We start from the raw sequence: 13,610 nt of genomic DNA on the forward strand, positions 1-13,610 counted from the left end.
CTGACAGGGGAATCACGTGTTTTATTATATTGTTAGCAGGATATTTATCTTATCTGCGCTTTATGATGCTTTTTTTTAGAATACGTCCGGTTTTTCGCACTCTGGCTTCGCTATTTCCGGGCAGGAAAACGAAGCTCAACCGGTCAGGCATGTTAAAAATCATATGCAATATGTAAATAACTCATCACATCTTTATCGCGCGCAATAATTAACGCAGCCAGAAACCTCAGGAAAAAGTCGCCTGGTAAAAAGGATGTTAAAGAAATGCTGTGAGTAATTAAGACCGCCCGACGCAGAATGAATCTGTTATGTCGGACAGGCATTTTTTTACGGTGGCCGAGGGGAGTGTTTCTCTGCGCGCTTCGGTCCCGTCTTATGAACGGTCTTACGCGTCGGCGGACTGTTTCTCCCGGTGGGCGAGGATGCGTTCTACATTCATCTCCAGCCAGTCGGCCAGTCCTACCACCTGCTCCCCTACTTCCAGACCCAGCGGTGTCAGTCGGTATTCAACATGCGGCGGCACAACATCGTAAGCGATGCGCTCAACAAAGCCGTCTTCCTCCATATAGCGCAGGCTCTGCGACAGCATACGTTCGCTGACGCCGCCGACTGCACGCCGGAGTTCGCTAAAACGCAGCGTGTCATTTTTCAGCGCCAGTAAAATTAATACGCTCCAGCGACTGGTAATGCGCTTTAACACATCGCGCGACGGGCAGTTAACATTCAGCAATTCGCCGCGCATAAATTTTTCGCTTAATTTATCAGTCATTTAAACAAAACCCTTCATCCTAACAATTCTGTAAGTACTTACTAAAAGTTAGCATATCGCATAGGCTGCTGTTGACCAACTGTCCTCTTAAAGGAGCTATGTGATGATCGCAGTGACTGGAGCAACAGGCCAACTGGGCCGTTTAGTTATCGACGCATTACTGAAAAAAGTAGCCGCAGATACGCTGGTTGCCGCCGTACGCACGCCGGCGAAAGCGAGTGACATCGCCGCCCGTGGTGTTCACGTACGTGAGGCGGATTACAACCGCCCAGAAACCTTAACGGCCGCCCTGCAAGGGGTCGACAAACTCCTGCTGATTTCCGGCAGTGAAGTGGGCCAGCGTGAAGCGCAGCACCGTGCAGTCATTGATGCCGCTAAAGCCGCAGGCGTGAAATTTATCGCCTATACCAGCCTCCTCCATGCCGATAAGTCTCCGCTGTCGCTGGGCGCTGAACATCGGGCTACCGAAGCCCTGCTGGCAGCGTCTGGCGTGCCTTATGCCCTGCTTCGCAACGGCTGGTACACCGAAAACTACGCGGCGAGCATCGCCCCTGCCCTGGCGCACCATGCGTTTCTCGGTGCGGCAGAACAGGGCCGTATCGCTTCTGCGGCGCGTCGGGATTATGCCGACGCGGCAGCGGAAGTTATGGTGCGTGACGACCAGGCGGGCAAGGTGTACGAGCTGGCCGGTGATGACAGCTATACGCTGGCGGAGTTTGCGGCTGAAATCGCCGCGCAGAGCGGCGAAAAGGTGGAATACGTCAATCTGCCACAGACAGATTTTGCCGCCGCACTGAAAAGCGCAGGCTTGCCGGCCCCGCTGGCAGAGCTTCTGGCAGATTCCGATGCGGGTGCCGCTCAGGGCGGTCTGTTCGATGCGTCCCGCACACTGAGCCAACTGCTTGTTCGCCCCACCACGCCTTATGCCGAGGTGATCCGCGCGGCGCTGACAAAGGGATAACGCACTCACGCTTACGCTGCGGTTAAGCCCTGCCGGTTAACCGCAGCGATTATCCTCTCTCACTCCCTTTCTCCCCTTTCTGATGCTCCATCAGCCACGATTCGGTGCACACCGAAGTAACCGCTTTTGCATCGGGTACGCTGTCTGCAGGCTGACTTAAGGGAGAGAGAAATGATTGCCGTACTTTTTGAAGCAGAGGCCTTACCGGCAGCGCAACAGCGTTACATTGAACTGGCGGCCGAACTTCGGCCCGAACTGGACAGGATACCGGGATTTATCGCGATTGAGCGCTTTCAGAGTTTGAGCGAGCCTGGCAAGATATTGTCCCTGTCGTGGTGGGAAGATGAACGGGCGGTGCGTCACTGGCGGGAAAACAGCCTGCATCAGTCGGCACAGCGGGAAGGCCAGAACACAATTTTCAGCCATTACCGCCTGCGCGTTGCGAAGGTTATGCGTGATTATGCTGGTCCAGAGGAGAACACCCGGCATGTTTAATCTTTATGTGGTCTTCAGGAACGAACCGGGGTCGCTGGCCGCGTTTGGAACACTGCTTGGGCAGCATGGCATCGGCCTGGAAGGCGGCGGCGTCTTTTCAACGGGCAAGGAAAGTCACGCTCATTTTCTGGTGGAGGATGGCCCGCGCGCCCGGCAGGTGTTAGTGAATGCCGGTTTCGATGTCAGGGACGTCCGAAGGCCACTGCGCCGAAAACTCCCTCAGCAGCGGCCAGGTGAACTGGGTGAAATTGCGCAGTGCCTGGCGCAAAATGGCATTAATATTCGCGCGCAGTACAGCGATCACAGCAACTGGCTGGTGCTGATTACCGATGATGACAGGCGGGCCGAAGCACTGACCCGCCAGTGGAAAGGATGAGCAGAATGACACGCATGGCGGCCCGGTGTGATGACAGCACACACTCTTCTCTGACCTTCAGCATGGCGACGGTGGCCACTGCGCTGGCGGATACCTCGCGCATGCACATCCTCTGTGCCCTGATGGATGGCCGGGCCTGGACGGCGACCGAGCTGAGCGTGGTCGCTGACGTTGCGCCCCCCACTACCAGCGGCCATCTGAATAAGCTGACGGAGACAGGGTTGCTGACCTGCGTGGTACAGGGACGGCATCGTTATTACCGTCTGGCCAGCCATGAGGTGGCGGGCCTGCTGGAAAACCTGATGGGCATTTCGACCCGGCCCGGTTCAGTCCTGAAAACAACCACGCCAGACCGGCTCCGGCGAGCCCGCACCTGTTATGACCATCTGGCCGGTGAGATTGCCGTCGGTATTTATGATGCTATGCAGTCAGCGGGCTGGCTGATGCTGGATGGCACGGCGCTCACAATGGAGGGCAAGGCGCATTTTGCCGCAACAGGCATCGAGCTGACTTCGCCGTCGCGACGAAAGCCCTGTTGCCCCTGCCTGGACTGGAGTGAGAGGCGCTTTCATCTTGGTGGCGAGGCCGGTGCAGCCTTGCTGCGCTTCATGATACAAAAAGCCTGGCTACAGCAGACGCCCGGCTATCGGGAACTTGGCGTCACCGCACGCGGCCAAACTGGCCTGTCGCGCATATTTAACCTCCGCCTCGTCTGACAGCCTCCTTTTCGCCTTATACCACGCGCGGGCATGCTGGCAGTGCGCCTCAGCCGATAGCCGTTAAGTCCAGCCGCATCAGCACGGTATCGTGGAACACACCGTCGACATACAGCGCCGCGACGTCTGTTCCGTAGGTCGTAAATCCAGCAGACCGGTACAGGGCCGTTGCTGCTGCATTGGTGGCGCTCACGGCAAGCCGGATGCTGATGCATTCACGGGCTTGCGCGATTGCGGTCATGAGCAGCGTCTTCGCCAGGCCGCTTCCCCGCCACTCAGGCAGCACATACATTCCCCAAATCGTGGCGACGTGCCGCTGTTTCTGGCCGGGATGGAAGCGTAAACCCGTCACGCCCACGATCTCGCCCTGGGGATCGAATCCGGCCAGCACAGTATTGTTTTGCAGCAGAGCCGCAAAAAACGCGTCAGGTTCTGAGCGCTCACGCGCATAATCCGCGCCAAACGCCTCAGGATGGCGTTGTAATCCGTCCAGCCGAATGGCGCGATAGCCTACACTGTCGCTGCTGGTGAGTCGTCGCAGAGTAAAGGAACGCACGATCATTCTCCTTAACAGGGCACCCCAGAGGGTATTTTCTTACATCATGCCACTTTTGCTTCATTTTCCTGCCGCACAGGGAAAAAACAGCCCCTTTTGGCCCAGGCAAAATTTTATTAAGCCTGCCGTAAGAGATTCATCTGAAATGCATTTACGTCATAAGTCGAGATATTCGGTTGAATTGTCTGTGTTTTATTCAATCTATACGATTAATAGACAATTTTTATTACGTTCATAGACAATCTGCATTGTTGTTCCTGCCTGCGAGAGGTCTATAATTTCCTTTTTGTGCAACCCCGTTCGCTCAGGAGGCCGTTATTAATACTTATCGCCAGCAACTCAATGCATTCGAAGAGAATCGTGCCGGGGCGGAAGTTGAGTATCAATACGATCCCCATGAACTGAAGCTGGAGCGCATGCAGGATTCTGAACCCGAGCCAGAGCTGATCGAAGGTCTGCCTGCGCCGGATGCGTTGACGCCTGCCGATCGCTATCTTGAGCTTTTCGAGGCCGTTCAGATGTCGGGCATCTTCGAGGACAGCAAAACGTTCCCCGACTGCTCGCCCAAATACGATCCGCTTGATGTGCTGATGCGTTACCGCCGTCAGAAGCGCAGCAAGGACTTCGATCTGGCGCGTTTCGTTGCCGACCATTTCTATATGCCAGGCATCAACGAAAGCTTCTACGTTTCGAACCCTGACAAAACGCTTAACGAGCACATCGACGATCTGTGGCCGGTTCTTACCAAGATGCCGCAGCAGCATATGCCGCATTCGTCGTTGCTGCCGTTGCCTAAACCTTATGTCGTGCCCGGTGGTCGTTTTGGCGAAACCTATTACTGGGACTCGTACTTCACGATGCTCGGCCTGGCGGAATCAGGGCGTGACGATTTGTTACGTCATATGGCCGACAACTTTGCCTGGCTGATTGATAACTACGGGCACATTCCGAACGGGAACCGCACTTATTATCTGAGCCGCTCACAGCCACCTGTGTTTGCGCTGATGGTGGAACTGTTCGAAGAGGACGGCGTGCAAGGCTCACAGCGCTATCTGGATCAGCTGATGAAAGAGTATCAGTTCTGGATGGATGGCGCCGGCTCACTGATGCCCAACCAGGCTTATCGCCATGTGGTCCGGATGCCGAACGGCTCGCTTCTGAATCGTTACTGGGACGACCGCGACACACCACGTGATGAATCCTGGATCGAGGACATCGAAACAGCGCGTCATTCTAAGCGTCCGGCAAGCGAAGTTTACCGCGATCTGCGCGCGGGTGCCGCGTCAGGCTGGGACTATTCATCACGCTGGCTGCGTAATCCAAAACGTCTGTCGAGCATCCGTACAACGCAGTTTATCCCGATCGATCTCAATGCGTTTTTGTACAAGCTTGAGCTGATGATTGCGACGTTGTCTCACGTTAAAGGCGAAGAGCTGACTGCGCTGGCCTGGCAGAATAAGGCGGACGCCCGCAAACGTGCCATTACCCGTTACCTGTGGGACAGTACCGCAGGCGTTTTCCGGGATTATGACTGGCGCCGCGCCCGCTTTGGCGCGTTCACCGCCGCTGCGGTAGTGCCGCTCTTCGTCGGACTGGCAACGCCTTATCAGGCGCATTTACAGGCTATCGCGCTGCGCCATCTGCTGCTCAGCAATGGCGGGCTGCTGACCTCTATGGTGGAAAGCGGCGAACAGTGGGATAAACCTAACGGCTGGGCGCCTATGCAGTGGATGGCGGTGGTGGGCCTGAATAACTACGGCGAAGAAACCCTGGCGAGCGAAATCGCCGTGAACTGGCTGACAACCGTGAATAACTTCTACCAGTTACACCATAAACTGGTCGAGAAGTACGATATCAGCGGTGACCGCGCGCGTCCCGGTGGTGGCGGTGAATATCCTCTGCAGGACGGCTTTGGCTGGACAAACGGCGTAACCCGTCGTCTGATGGCGATGTATGGCCATATGATGATGGATTAATCTGTGTCGCAGGCACAAAAAAGCCGGGAAACGTTCCCGGCTTTTTTCTGGCGATTTCTCTGTAGAGAACTTACTTTTTCGCTTCAACGCCTGGCGCCGCAGAGCGCTGCAGGAACTGCTGAGTGACTTCCGGCAGATGCGTGAACAGCCATTCGGCCATCGCAATTTCCTGATCGCGAATTTCGGTCAGGACTCTGACGCCATCACTGTCGCCGACCTGCTCGGCAGCCGCGATCAGGCTGGTGTAGCTGGCGATTTCCGCGTTTTCGAACACATAGCCGCTCATCGCGCCTTTGACGACTTCGTCAGAAGTAAACATGCCGCCAATCGCCTGTCCTGTGGCGGCCATTTTGCCCATCACGTCTTTCATAATGGAATGGTCAATGCCGTGGCGATCCAACAGTTGTTCAAGCAGAGTAAGCTGATGCTTAGTTTCATCCAGATGCTGGGCAAGGCGCTGCTCCAGAGCGGGATAATGCTCCAGACGACCCGCCATTTTGCTCAACATGCTCTCGGCCTGCTTCTCCATGGCATGCGCGTCACGCAACCAGTCATGATAGTTTTCAATGGCTGTCATTTCGCGACTCCTTCAGCCGAACTGATGGTCTGTGCAACGCTGGTCAGTTTTTCATCCGTCTGCTTTTCCTCCGCAAGGGTTTGGGCCAGCAGCTTCGCGGCTTTGGTATAACCCAGCTTTGAGGCCAGCGCGTGCAGCGTACCGTAGGTCGCAATTTCATAATGCTCGACCTTCTGCGCCGCCCCGATCAATCCCTGATCGCGTACTTCACCCTTTTCAACAGACTCAATAATTTCCTGGGCTTCTTCTACCAGGCCTTCCAGGGCATGGCATTTCATTCGCTTGATTTTCACTTCAGGCGTAACGTCGACTAATTCGTCCAGACGTTCGATTTGCCCGCGTGTCTCTTCGAGATGCTGATTAAACGCAGCGATAAGATTTTCATCACTTGCCGCACGCGCCATTTTGGGCAGTGCTCTCGCGATTTGTTTTTCCGCACTGTAAACATCGGACAAGTCATGGATAAAGAGATCGTTTAACGTTTTGACAGTCATAAAAGAGCCTCATTAATTGAACGGCTACGCCACTATTTTTTAATGCAGCGCCAGTGACAATGTACTCACTAACCTTAGACTATTTAACGAAGAATGCATTCGGCTCCGTTTAATTCAGATTTTAAAGTAGCATTGAAAATGCCTTTTTCCCTTAATTACCAGTACTTTACTCAAAATGAGTTATTTTGATAAATGCTCCGCCTCACCTCAATTAAGACAAACCTGTACAGAATTAGCAAAAACCGTACAAGTTAACCTTCAGTTAAAATAGAGGCGTTTCACCTGGTGAACCCGGATTTCATTTTTTCGTTCAGACAGCCGTGCGTTGACCGGAAAAGCAGCAATAAAAAAACCGGAAAGGAATATCCTTTCCGGCAAGATTGACCAAATCCTAAACCAGAGGTGGTTTATTTCATGGATTAAACAGCGAAGTTTATATATTGAGTAGAAGTCAGCTTCACTGAAGGTTTCAGTTTAAATAGCTAAACCCTTGTTAATATTGAATTAACTCCTTCGACTGACCTTACCTCCCTTACGCCCCGCCTCAATAGCTCGCTGGGGATCGTTTTTGAAATTCCCACCGCTGTTTTGTCCGCCTTTACGGCCTGCTTCTGCTGCTCTCTCTTTGTCTGCAGCGAAATTACCGGCCCCACCACGATATTGAGTCATTCTGTGTTCTCCGCAAGTTTAATTATTGAAATAGCACAGTGGAAGTTGCATCAACTAAAGGGTGCACAAACAAATGTAGCTGTAAAAATCACCTAATCAAGCATGACGGCCACGACACTCACAAAGGCAGATACATATACCTTATTTGTACATCCAGTTAATTCTTTATTGATGAAACTATTTTTCGAGGAAACTCTAGTTTAACGCTCCTGGCGAAAACTTTAATGAAAACGCTCCTCTAAGGCTCTATTAATCGATCTATTTATTAAAAAGTCCACACTGATTTTATTTTCAATCGCAGCGCAGGGACGGCCAGGTGACATTGCCTATCGTCAATATGATCAATAAATGATCTATTTAACTAAGCGCGATAAAATCGAATTCATTACGGCAGGGTTTGCAACATGCAAAAATAAGCGAAGCGGTAAACGTCTCGTTTATTAGAATGAAGAGAAAGAAAAGATCATAAAATGACCAGGCAGGCGACAATTAGTAAAATGGCACTTCTCACAAGCGGAAGAAATACCGCTCATCACATTTCAGGTAAGCGAAGCGGCAATAAAAATAAAAACGCCCTGACGGGCGTTTTTTTCGGACTATTCTGCCCTGCTGTTTTGCAGGAAGGCGAGTAAATCGTTGTTGAGCTGAGCCTGATGCGTGACAGCGAATCCATGAGGCCCCTGATCGTAGATCTTGAGTTCTGAACCCGTAATCAGTTCATGGGCCAGCTTTCCGGTCGCCTCGAACGGGACGATCTGATCATGGCTGCCATGAATGATTAAGGTGGGCACATCAACGCGAGCGAGATCCGCGCGGAAGTCGGTTTCAGAAAAAGCGGTAACACAGTCCAGCGTTCCCTTGAGCGATGCCAGCAGGGCCATGTTTAACGTCTGCGTCAATACGCCCTCGGATACTGACTGGCCAGCATTGGTGCCATAAAAGGGGGCGGCAAAATCCTTAATAAACTGCGCTCTGTCGTCAAGCAGTCCCTGTTTGATATCGTCGAAAACCGATTTCTCTACGCCTTCGGGATGATCGTCTTTCTTACCAAACACGGGCGTGACTGCGCCTAACAGAACCAGCCCTTTAACGTTGCCCGTGCCATATTTTCCAATATAACGCGATACGTCGCCGCCGCCCATTGAGAACCCGACCAGCGTGACATCCTTGAGCTGTAAATGTGTGATCAGGCTATGAATGTCGTCAGCAAACGTATCGTAGTCGTATCCTTCCCATGGCTGGTCGGAACGTCCAAAACCGCGCCGGTCAAAAGCAATAACCCGATAGCCGCGTTCGGCAAGGAAGTTGAGCTGGCTATCCCACATATCCGCGTCCAGCGGCCAGCCATGGCTAAACAGTACCGGTTGCCCTTTGCCCCAGTCTTTGTAGTAGAGGTTAAATCCATCTTTGCTTTTAAACAGACTCATAAACGCCTCGCTATGGATGAAGGTGATGACGCTTCCGGCCATCGTCTGAGAAGCTCAGCGACGTTCCGGCGCGCGGCACTAACTGTCAAGCATGGCAGAGGGAAACCGATGGTCAAACCAGAAGCAGAAAAAACGCGTTTTTACAACGCTACACCGCGTTTACCGTTTTTTTTGATGCGGTACATCGCCTCATCAGCACGGGCCAGCGCACTGTCAAAGTTTTCTGGCTCCTCAACCTGAACAACCCCAATGGATGCGCCAATGACGGCAGTACCGTTGGCCAGCTCAAAAGGTTGCATGGCAGCATTAAGACAGGCGTGCGTGAGCCTCTTCGTGAGTGGATGGGTTAACGCGAGCGGAATCAGTAAAACAAACTCATCGCCGCCCAGTCGCCCAATAATGACACCTGGTGGGCAGGCTGCGATAAAGCGCAGACTAAGTTGAATCAGGACTTCGTCGCCACTGCGATGCCCTAACGTGTCGTTGACATGCTTAAAATTATCTAAATCAATAAAGGCAATACATAATGCCTTTTTCTTCATATCGCGAAAATGATTGATCAACGCATGCCGGTTGGTTAATTGCGTCAGGGGATCGTGCATTGCCAGTGAAGCCAGTTGCGCTTCGTACTGTTTCTCTTTGGTCATATCAATGTGTGTGCCCGTCACTTTGATCGGTCTGCCCTGCTCGTCCCATTCACTGACGCGGCCCCGGTCCAGCACCCACGTAATTTTTCCTGTTTTACCAATCATCCGATGTAAGGCTTCATAGAAGGGTGCTTTGCCCTCGATATGGTCATAGAACGCCTTCAGAACATCTGCGGCATCCTCAGGATGCAGGCAGGATTTCCAGACATCAAAATGGGCATCCGTTTCTTTAGGCTGAAAACCCAGCATGGATCCCCATCGGCGGTTAAAAATAACCAACTTGCCCGTGGGAATATCCAGTTGCCACAAGCACAGGCCCGTGCCGTCCAGCGCAGCACCCAATTTATCGCGGGCATCATGCGCAATACGCCTTAATCGCGCATTGTGTTTTTTTAAATTCGCAATTTGCTGCCGCAGGGCATCTTCAGACATATCGATAGCGGGAAAGAGAAAAGGCTATTTTGCCATTGCCATGCGCACTGTAAAGCAACATGTTCAAAACACGATGAGACAGGGATAAAGTCAACCCGTTCAGAATTAACCACGCTTAGCCGCATCAGAACCAGCATACGGCAGACGCTCAGTGACAGCGCGCTGAATGATTATCTTGCACAGAGAGTGATCAACGACGGCGCGGCTGATGTGGCTTCTTTTATAACCCGACTGTCAGCCTGTACGCTTTCTTCTATAGAAAACTCAGGTTTTTTAAAGAAGCGGTAAGATGTAACAAACACTGATTCGCAAGCCATTGAATTAAAATGATAAAAAACCATGAAATTGTAACAGTGACATTTTTCTGCAAACTCATAATTACAATTAAATATCCTCCGGGTGTTAAGTAAAGACGTCAAGACGACATCAAGGAGATAACATTATGGCTCTGCCCCTTCTGCTTTCTTACCACGGTAACCTGTGTAAAAGTGATTATTCACGCCAGGATTCACATCTGACCGACGCCCTGTTTGTTGGCGATATGTTTTTCTCAAAAAACAGCCCGGACATTTCGCAGGCGGATTATGTTTTCAACGCCGTTTCACCTCATTATTTTTGCGTGAAGAATGCCATTCTGGATAACTGTTTCCCAAACAGCAAAAACAGCGACGTTGCATTTGTCTGACAACGCAGTGTTATTGCTTTTTCGAAAAAAGACAGTCCAGGTAAATGAACACTACAGATGTAATCAATGACGTTAGCACCTTTCGGATGCATAAATACAGAGGATAAATATCATGAAAAAGATGATTATTAGCTCAATGATTGTAGCCGTATTAGTGTTTACTGGTGGCGCTGCGGCCGCTGAGTCCTTTAAAGACAGCCATACATTAAATAATGAAGTCATTTCGGCCCAGGCCGCGCAGGCCATGAATGATATTCAGCTTTCACGCAACGCGTTATTTAATGGCCAAACTCAACAAGCAAAAGCGCTGGCGACTCAGGCTGACACCTATTTAAAAGATAATAGTGTGGACTGGACAAAGTATATTCGCTATGACAAAAAAGCTCCGATGACGGGAGATAATTATATTCGCATCGGCTCCGATGTATCCGTGTCGGAAGATTACCAGCTATCAAAACAGAAAAATGACGCGATCGATAAAGCCAATCAGCATATTAAAGCAGGTGATAAGCAAGGTGCGCTTGATGCGCTGAAGCTGGCTGGCGTAGCCGTCACTGAAACGCAGGAACTGATGCCGCTACAACAAACAGAAAATGATGTTTCAAATGCCCTTGCTTTAATGAAACAGGATAAATACTACCAGGCAGGCATGCTGCTGAAATCCGCAGAAGAAGGCGTGATTTACGATACGCAAACTTATTCTGAACTGCCTGTGAGCCCTACCCTGCATCACTCACAGACCGGTGCCAGTGCATCACAGAGTAATAAAGGCTCGTAATTATCAATAAGCGTGACATTAAATACACGATGACGATGTTAAACAATAAGGCCGCTTTCATTTCATCGATAAGGTGAGATGAAAGCGTCAACCTTATTTAATCCGTTCAGATATCAAGCGCACAATGATACGGCCTGATTATTATCCATTTTTTTCTCCCCACCCCAGCAACTACGCTCACTTAACACAAATCTCCAGCACCTCCTTTTCATTATCACTTTTATTTTCAGTTTATTTATACACCTTACGCTAATCTCGTCCTTTCTATCGAATACTATAGATAACTCAGGAAATTAACTTTTTACTAAACTTAAGGATAGTTTTTAAACTTTTTTTTAAAAAACGGCTTCGCTTTCATAAACTGCCTTCCTTTGTTGCCGATACTCGAAAAGCAAGGGTTGTTATTACAAAAATAAAAAAATTACTAAACGGGGAATCAACATGAAAATCACAACAGGCCGCAAAATCGCGTTCGCGTTCGGCATCATTGTTCTTGTGTCATTAATAGGCAGCAGCTTGTCGATTATTAACTTTCTCAAGCTACGGCAGGCCAATAGCTGGAATATTCACAGTTATAAGGTGATGAGTCTGAGCGACAGCATGTTAACTGACATGGTTAATATGGAAACGGGCGTGCGGGGATTTGTCATCTCCGGTAATGAAGCCTTCCTGGCACCGTTCAACGCAGGCAAAACGGCGTTCGACCAGAAATATAATCAGCTCCGCACCATGACGGCAGACAATGCCAGTCAACAGCAAAGACTGACGTCATTACTTGACCTGCACAACAGCGTCCAGGCCATTGACGATCAGCTAATCGCATTGCGTCGTCAGGTTAATGGTGGACAACAACCGCTCGATGCCCTGACGCATTTTTTTCAGGAAGGGCGTGATAAAGCCTTTATGGATCGCTACCGCGCCGTCGCCGCCGATTTCAACAACGCAGAATCGTCGCTGCTGGCTACGCGCTCTGACGACGTAAACAGCCTGGCCTTTGCCACGAAAATGACGCTCAGTCTGGCCGGGTTAACCACCATCCTGCTCTCGTTGGTGCTGGGCACCATCATTACACGCAGTATCGTTCGCGCACTGGGCGGCGAACCCAAAGCGGCTGCCGATATTGCTGGCATGATTGCCCAGGGTAACCTGACGGTAGATATTGCTGTGCCGCTTAAAGGCCAGGGCAGCCTGATGGCCTCACTGGAAGCCATGCGCCAACAGTTGGTCACCATTGTGAGTGGCATTCAGTCCTCTGCGGAACTGATCAATAACTCAGCGAGCGAAATCGCCCAGGGCAATATTGACCTGGCTCAGCGCACTGAAGAGCAGGCTGCCGCACTGGAACAAACGGCCGCCAGTATGGAGGAGCTGACCGCTACCGTCCGTCAAAATACCGATAACGCCCGTCAGGCAAATTCTCAGGCGGATACCACTTCGCACGTGGCCCTGCAGGGGGGAGATGTGGTGAAACAGGTTGTCGAAACGATGCGCTCTATTTCTGAAAGCTCAGGCAAAGTGGCCGAGATTATCTCTGTCATTGAAGGGATTGCATTCCAGACGAATATTCTGGCCCTGAACGCCGCCGTTGAAGCCGCACGGGCTGGCGAAGGCGGACGCGGATTTGCGGTGGTTGCCGGAGAAGTGCGTTCGCTCGCCTTACGCAGCTCTACCGCGGCTAAAGAAATCAAAGATTTGATCACCCAGTCGGTTGAACACGTGGCGAAAGGTTCGGGCCTGGCGAAACAGGCAGGTAACACGATGGAGGAGATCGTGAAATCCGTACAGGGCGTGACGACCATTATGGGCGAAATCACCATTGCGTCGGATGAGCAAAGCAACGGTATCGGGCAGGTCAGCATTGCCGTCAGCCAAATGGACCAGGTTACCCAGCAGAACGCCGCGCTGGTGCAGCAGGTCTCTTCTGCGGCCCAGGGCATGGTGGAACAAACGACCCTGTTACGTAATGCCGTGTCCATTTTCCGTATTGACCGACACCAGCCAGCCGCTGTGCTGCGCTAAACAGCCTCGGTGTTTAGCTGCGGCATGACGTAA

The 13,610-nt window shown here is 51.4% G+C and carries 15 protein-coding genes; 8 read left to right on the forward strand and 7 right to left on the reverse strand.

The annotated features are described in order from the left end of the window. Positions 1–385 precede the first annotated feature (385 nt). Complete coding sequence (locus G5574_RS09795) at positions 386–769, reverse strand: winged helix-turn-helix transcriptional regulator (protein WP_033739707.1); 384 nt, start codon at positions 767–769, stop codon at positions 386–388. A gap of 103 nt (positions 770–872) precedes the next feature. Between G5574_RS09795 and G5574_RS09800 the strand changes: the two genes are divergently transcribed. The 4 genes from G5574_RS09800 to G5574_RS09815 all read left to right on the forward strand — a co-directional run bounded on the left by G5574_RS09800 (position 873) and on the right by G5574_RS09815 (position 3,317). After that, a complete protein-coding gene (locus G5574_RS09800; protein ID WP_164482550.1) occupies positions 873–1,730 on the forward strand; it encodes an SDR family oxidoreductase in 858 nt (285 codons plus the stop codon). A gap of 171 nt (positions 1,731–1,901) precedes the next feature. Continuing rightward, on the forward strand, positions 1,902–2,225 hold the full coding sequence (locus tag G5574_RS09805; protein ID WP_006118272.1) for an antibiotic biosynthesis monooxygenase family protein: 324 nt from the start codon (positions 1,902–1,904) through the stop codon (positions 2,223–2,225). Next, on the forward strand, positions 2,218–2,601 hold the full coding sequence (locus G5574_RS09810; protein ID WP_006118271.1) for an amino acid-binding protein: 384 nt from the start codon (positions 2,218–2,220) through the stop codon (positions 2,599–2,601). Before G5574_RS09805 ends, G5574_RS09810 begins: the two co-directional genes overlap by 8 nt. Before the next feature lie 5 nt (positions 2,602–2,606). Next, positions 2,607–3,317 (forward strand): ArsR/SmtB family transcription factor, encoded by a 711-nt coding sequence (locus tag G5574_RS09815; RefSeq protein WP_164482551.1) that lies wholly within the window; start codon positions 2,607–2,609, stop codon positions 3,315–3,317. 49 nt (positions 3,318–3,366) lie between these two features. On the opposite strand, the gene G5574_RS09820 is transcribed toward G5574_RS09815, so the two are convergent. Continuing rightward, the gene (locus G5574_RS09820) at positions 3,367–3,873 is read right to left on the reverse strand and encodes a GNAT family N-acetyltransferase (RefSeq protein ID WP_058702258.1); all 507 of its coding nucleotides are present in this window, start codon (positions 3,871–3,873) and stop codon (positions 3,367–3,369) included. 317 nt (positions 3,874–4,190) lie between these two features. On the opposite strand from G5574_RS09820, the gene G5574_RS09825 reads away from it, so the two are divergent. Beyond that, complete coding sequence (locus G5574_RS09825; RefSeq protein ID WP_050504863.1) at positions 4,191–5,849, forward strand: alpha,alpha-trehalase; 1,659 nt, start codon at positions 4,191–4,193, stop codon at positions 5,847–5,849. Positions 5,850–5,919: 70 nt separating this feature from the next. Here G5574_RS09825 and G5574_RS09830 read toward each other — a convergent pair whose 3' ends face one another. The 5 genes from G5574_RS09830 to G5574_RS09850 all read right to left on the reverse strand — a co-directional run bounded on the left by G5574_RS09830 (position 5,920) and on the right by G5574_RS09850 (position 10,095). Next, complete coding sequence (locus tag G5574_RS09830) at positions 5,920–6,426, reverse strand: ferritin-like domain-containing protein (protein ID WP_033739715.1); 507 nt, start codon at positions 6,424–6,426, stop codon at positions 5,920–5,922. Further along, positions 6,423–6,920: a YciE/YciF ferroxidase family protein gene (locus tag G5574_RS09835; RefSeq protein WP_006118265.1), complete on the reverse strand. Its 498-nt coding sequence runs from the start codon at positions 6,918–6,920 to the stop codon at positions 6,423–6,425. Before G5574_RS09835 ends, G5574_RS09830 begins: the two co-directional genes overlap by 4 nt. Positions 6,921–7,424: 504 nt before the next feature. Continuing rightward, entirely contained in the window at positions 7,425–7,589 is a 165-nt protein-coding gene (locus G5574_RS09840) for a con-10 family general stress protein (protein ID WP_006118264.1), read from the reverse strand. Between the two features lie 596 nt (positions 7,590–8,185). Beyond that, positions 8,186–9,016 (reverse strand): alpha/beta fold hydrolase, encoded by an 831-nt coding sequence (locus G5574_RS09845; protein ID WP_006118263.1) that lies wholly within the window; start codon positions 9,014–9,016, stop codon positions 8,186–8,188. Positions 9,017–9,156: 140 nt separating this feature from the next. Next, positions 9,157–10,095 carry a sensor domain-containing diguanylate cyclase gene (locus G5574_RS09850; RefSeq protein ID WP_039342291.1) on the reverse strand — a complete coding sequence of 313 codons (939 nt, stop codon included), beginning with the start codon at positions 10,093–10,095 and terminating at the stop codon, positions 9,157–9,159. Positions 10,096–10,537: 442 nt separating this feature from the next. On the opposite strand from G5574_RS09850, the gene G5574_RS09855 reads away from it, so the two are divergent. From G5574_RS09855 to G5574_RS09865, 3 genes are all read left to right on the forward strand, one after another. Then, the gene (locus G5574_RS09855; RefSeq protein ID WP_033739719.1) at positions 10,538–10,780 is read left to right on the forward strand and encodes a hypothetical protein; all 243 of its coding nucleotides are present in this window, start codon (positions 10,538–10,540) and stop codon (positions 10,778–10,780) included. A gap of 112 nt (positions 10,781–10,892) precedes the next feature. Next, positions 10,893–11,558, forward strand: a complete 666-nt coding sequence (locus G5574_RS09860; RefSeq protein WP_033739721.1) for a YfdX family protein — start codon at positions 10,893–10,895, stop codon at positions 11,556–11,558. Between the two features lie 441 nt (positions 11,559–11,999). Beyond that, entirely contained in the window at positions 12,000–13,577 is a 1,578-nt protein-coding gene (locus tag G5574_RS09865) for a methyl-accepting chemotaxis protein (RefSeq protein ID WP_039342287.1), read from the forward strand. The last annotated feature ends 33 nt before the right edge of the window (positions 13,578–13,610 follow it).

The organism is Pantoea stewartii (assembly GCF_011044475.1).
GTDB lineage: Bacteria > Pseudomonadota > Gammaproteobacteria > Enterobacterales > Enterobacteriaceae > Pantoea > Pantoea stewartii.

Coding starts and splice junctions, on each gene's coding strand:
- G5574_RS09795 (WP_033739707.1), bottom strand. CDS start 769: ATGACTGATAAATTAAGCGAAAAATTTATGCGCGGCGAATTGCTGAAT.
- G5574_RS09800 (WP_164482550.1), top strand. CDS start 873: ATGATCGCAGTGACTGGAGCAACAGGCCAACTGGGCCGTTTAGTTATC.
- G5574_RS09805 (WP_006118272.1), top strand. CDS start 1,902: ATGATTGCCGTACTTTTTGAAGCAGAGGCCTTACCGGCAGCGCAACAG.
- G5574_RS09810 (WP_006118271.1), top strand. CDS start 2,218: ATGTTTAATCTTTATGTGGTCTTCAGGAACGAACCGGGGTCGCTGGCC.
- G5574_RS09815 (WP_164482551.1), top strand. CDS start 2,607: ATGACACGCATGGCGGCCCGGTGTGATGACAGCACACACTCTTCTCTG.
- G5574_RS09830 (WP_033739715.1), bottom strand. CDS start 6,426: ATGACAGCCATTGAAAACTATCATGACTGGTTGCGTGACGCGCATGCC.
- G5574_RS09835 (WP_006118265.1), bottom strand. CDS start 6,920: ATGACTGTCAAAACGTTAAACGATCTCTTTATCCATGACTTGTCCGAT.
- G5574_RS09840 (WP_006118264.1), bottom strand. CDS start 7,589: ATGACTCAATATCGTGGTGGGGCCGGTAATTTCGCTGCAGACAAAGAG.
- G5574_RS09845 (WP_006118263.1), bottom strand. CDS start 9,016: ATGAGTCTGTTTAAAAGCAAAGATGGATTTAACCTCTACTACAAAGAC.
- G5574_RS09850 (WP_039342291.1), bottom strand. CDS start 10,095: ATGTCTGAAGATGCCCTGCGGCAGCAAATTGCGAATTTAAAAAAACAC.
- G5574_RS09855 (WP_033739719.1), top strand. CDS start 10,538: ATGGCTCTGCCCCTTCTGCTTTCTTACCACGGTAACCTGTGTAAAAGT.
- G5574_RS09860 (WP_033739721.1), top strand. CDS start 10,893: ATGAAAAAGATGATTATTAGCTCAATGATTGTAGCCGTATTAGTGTTT.
- G5574_RS09865 (WP_039342287.1), top strand. CDS start 12,000: ATGAAAATCACAACAGGCCGCAAAATCGCGTTCGCGTTCGGCATCATT.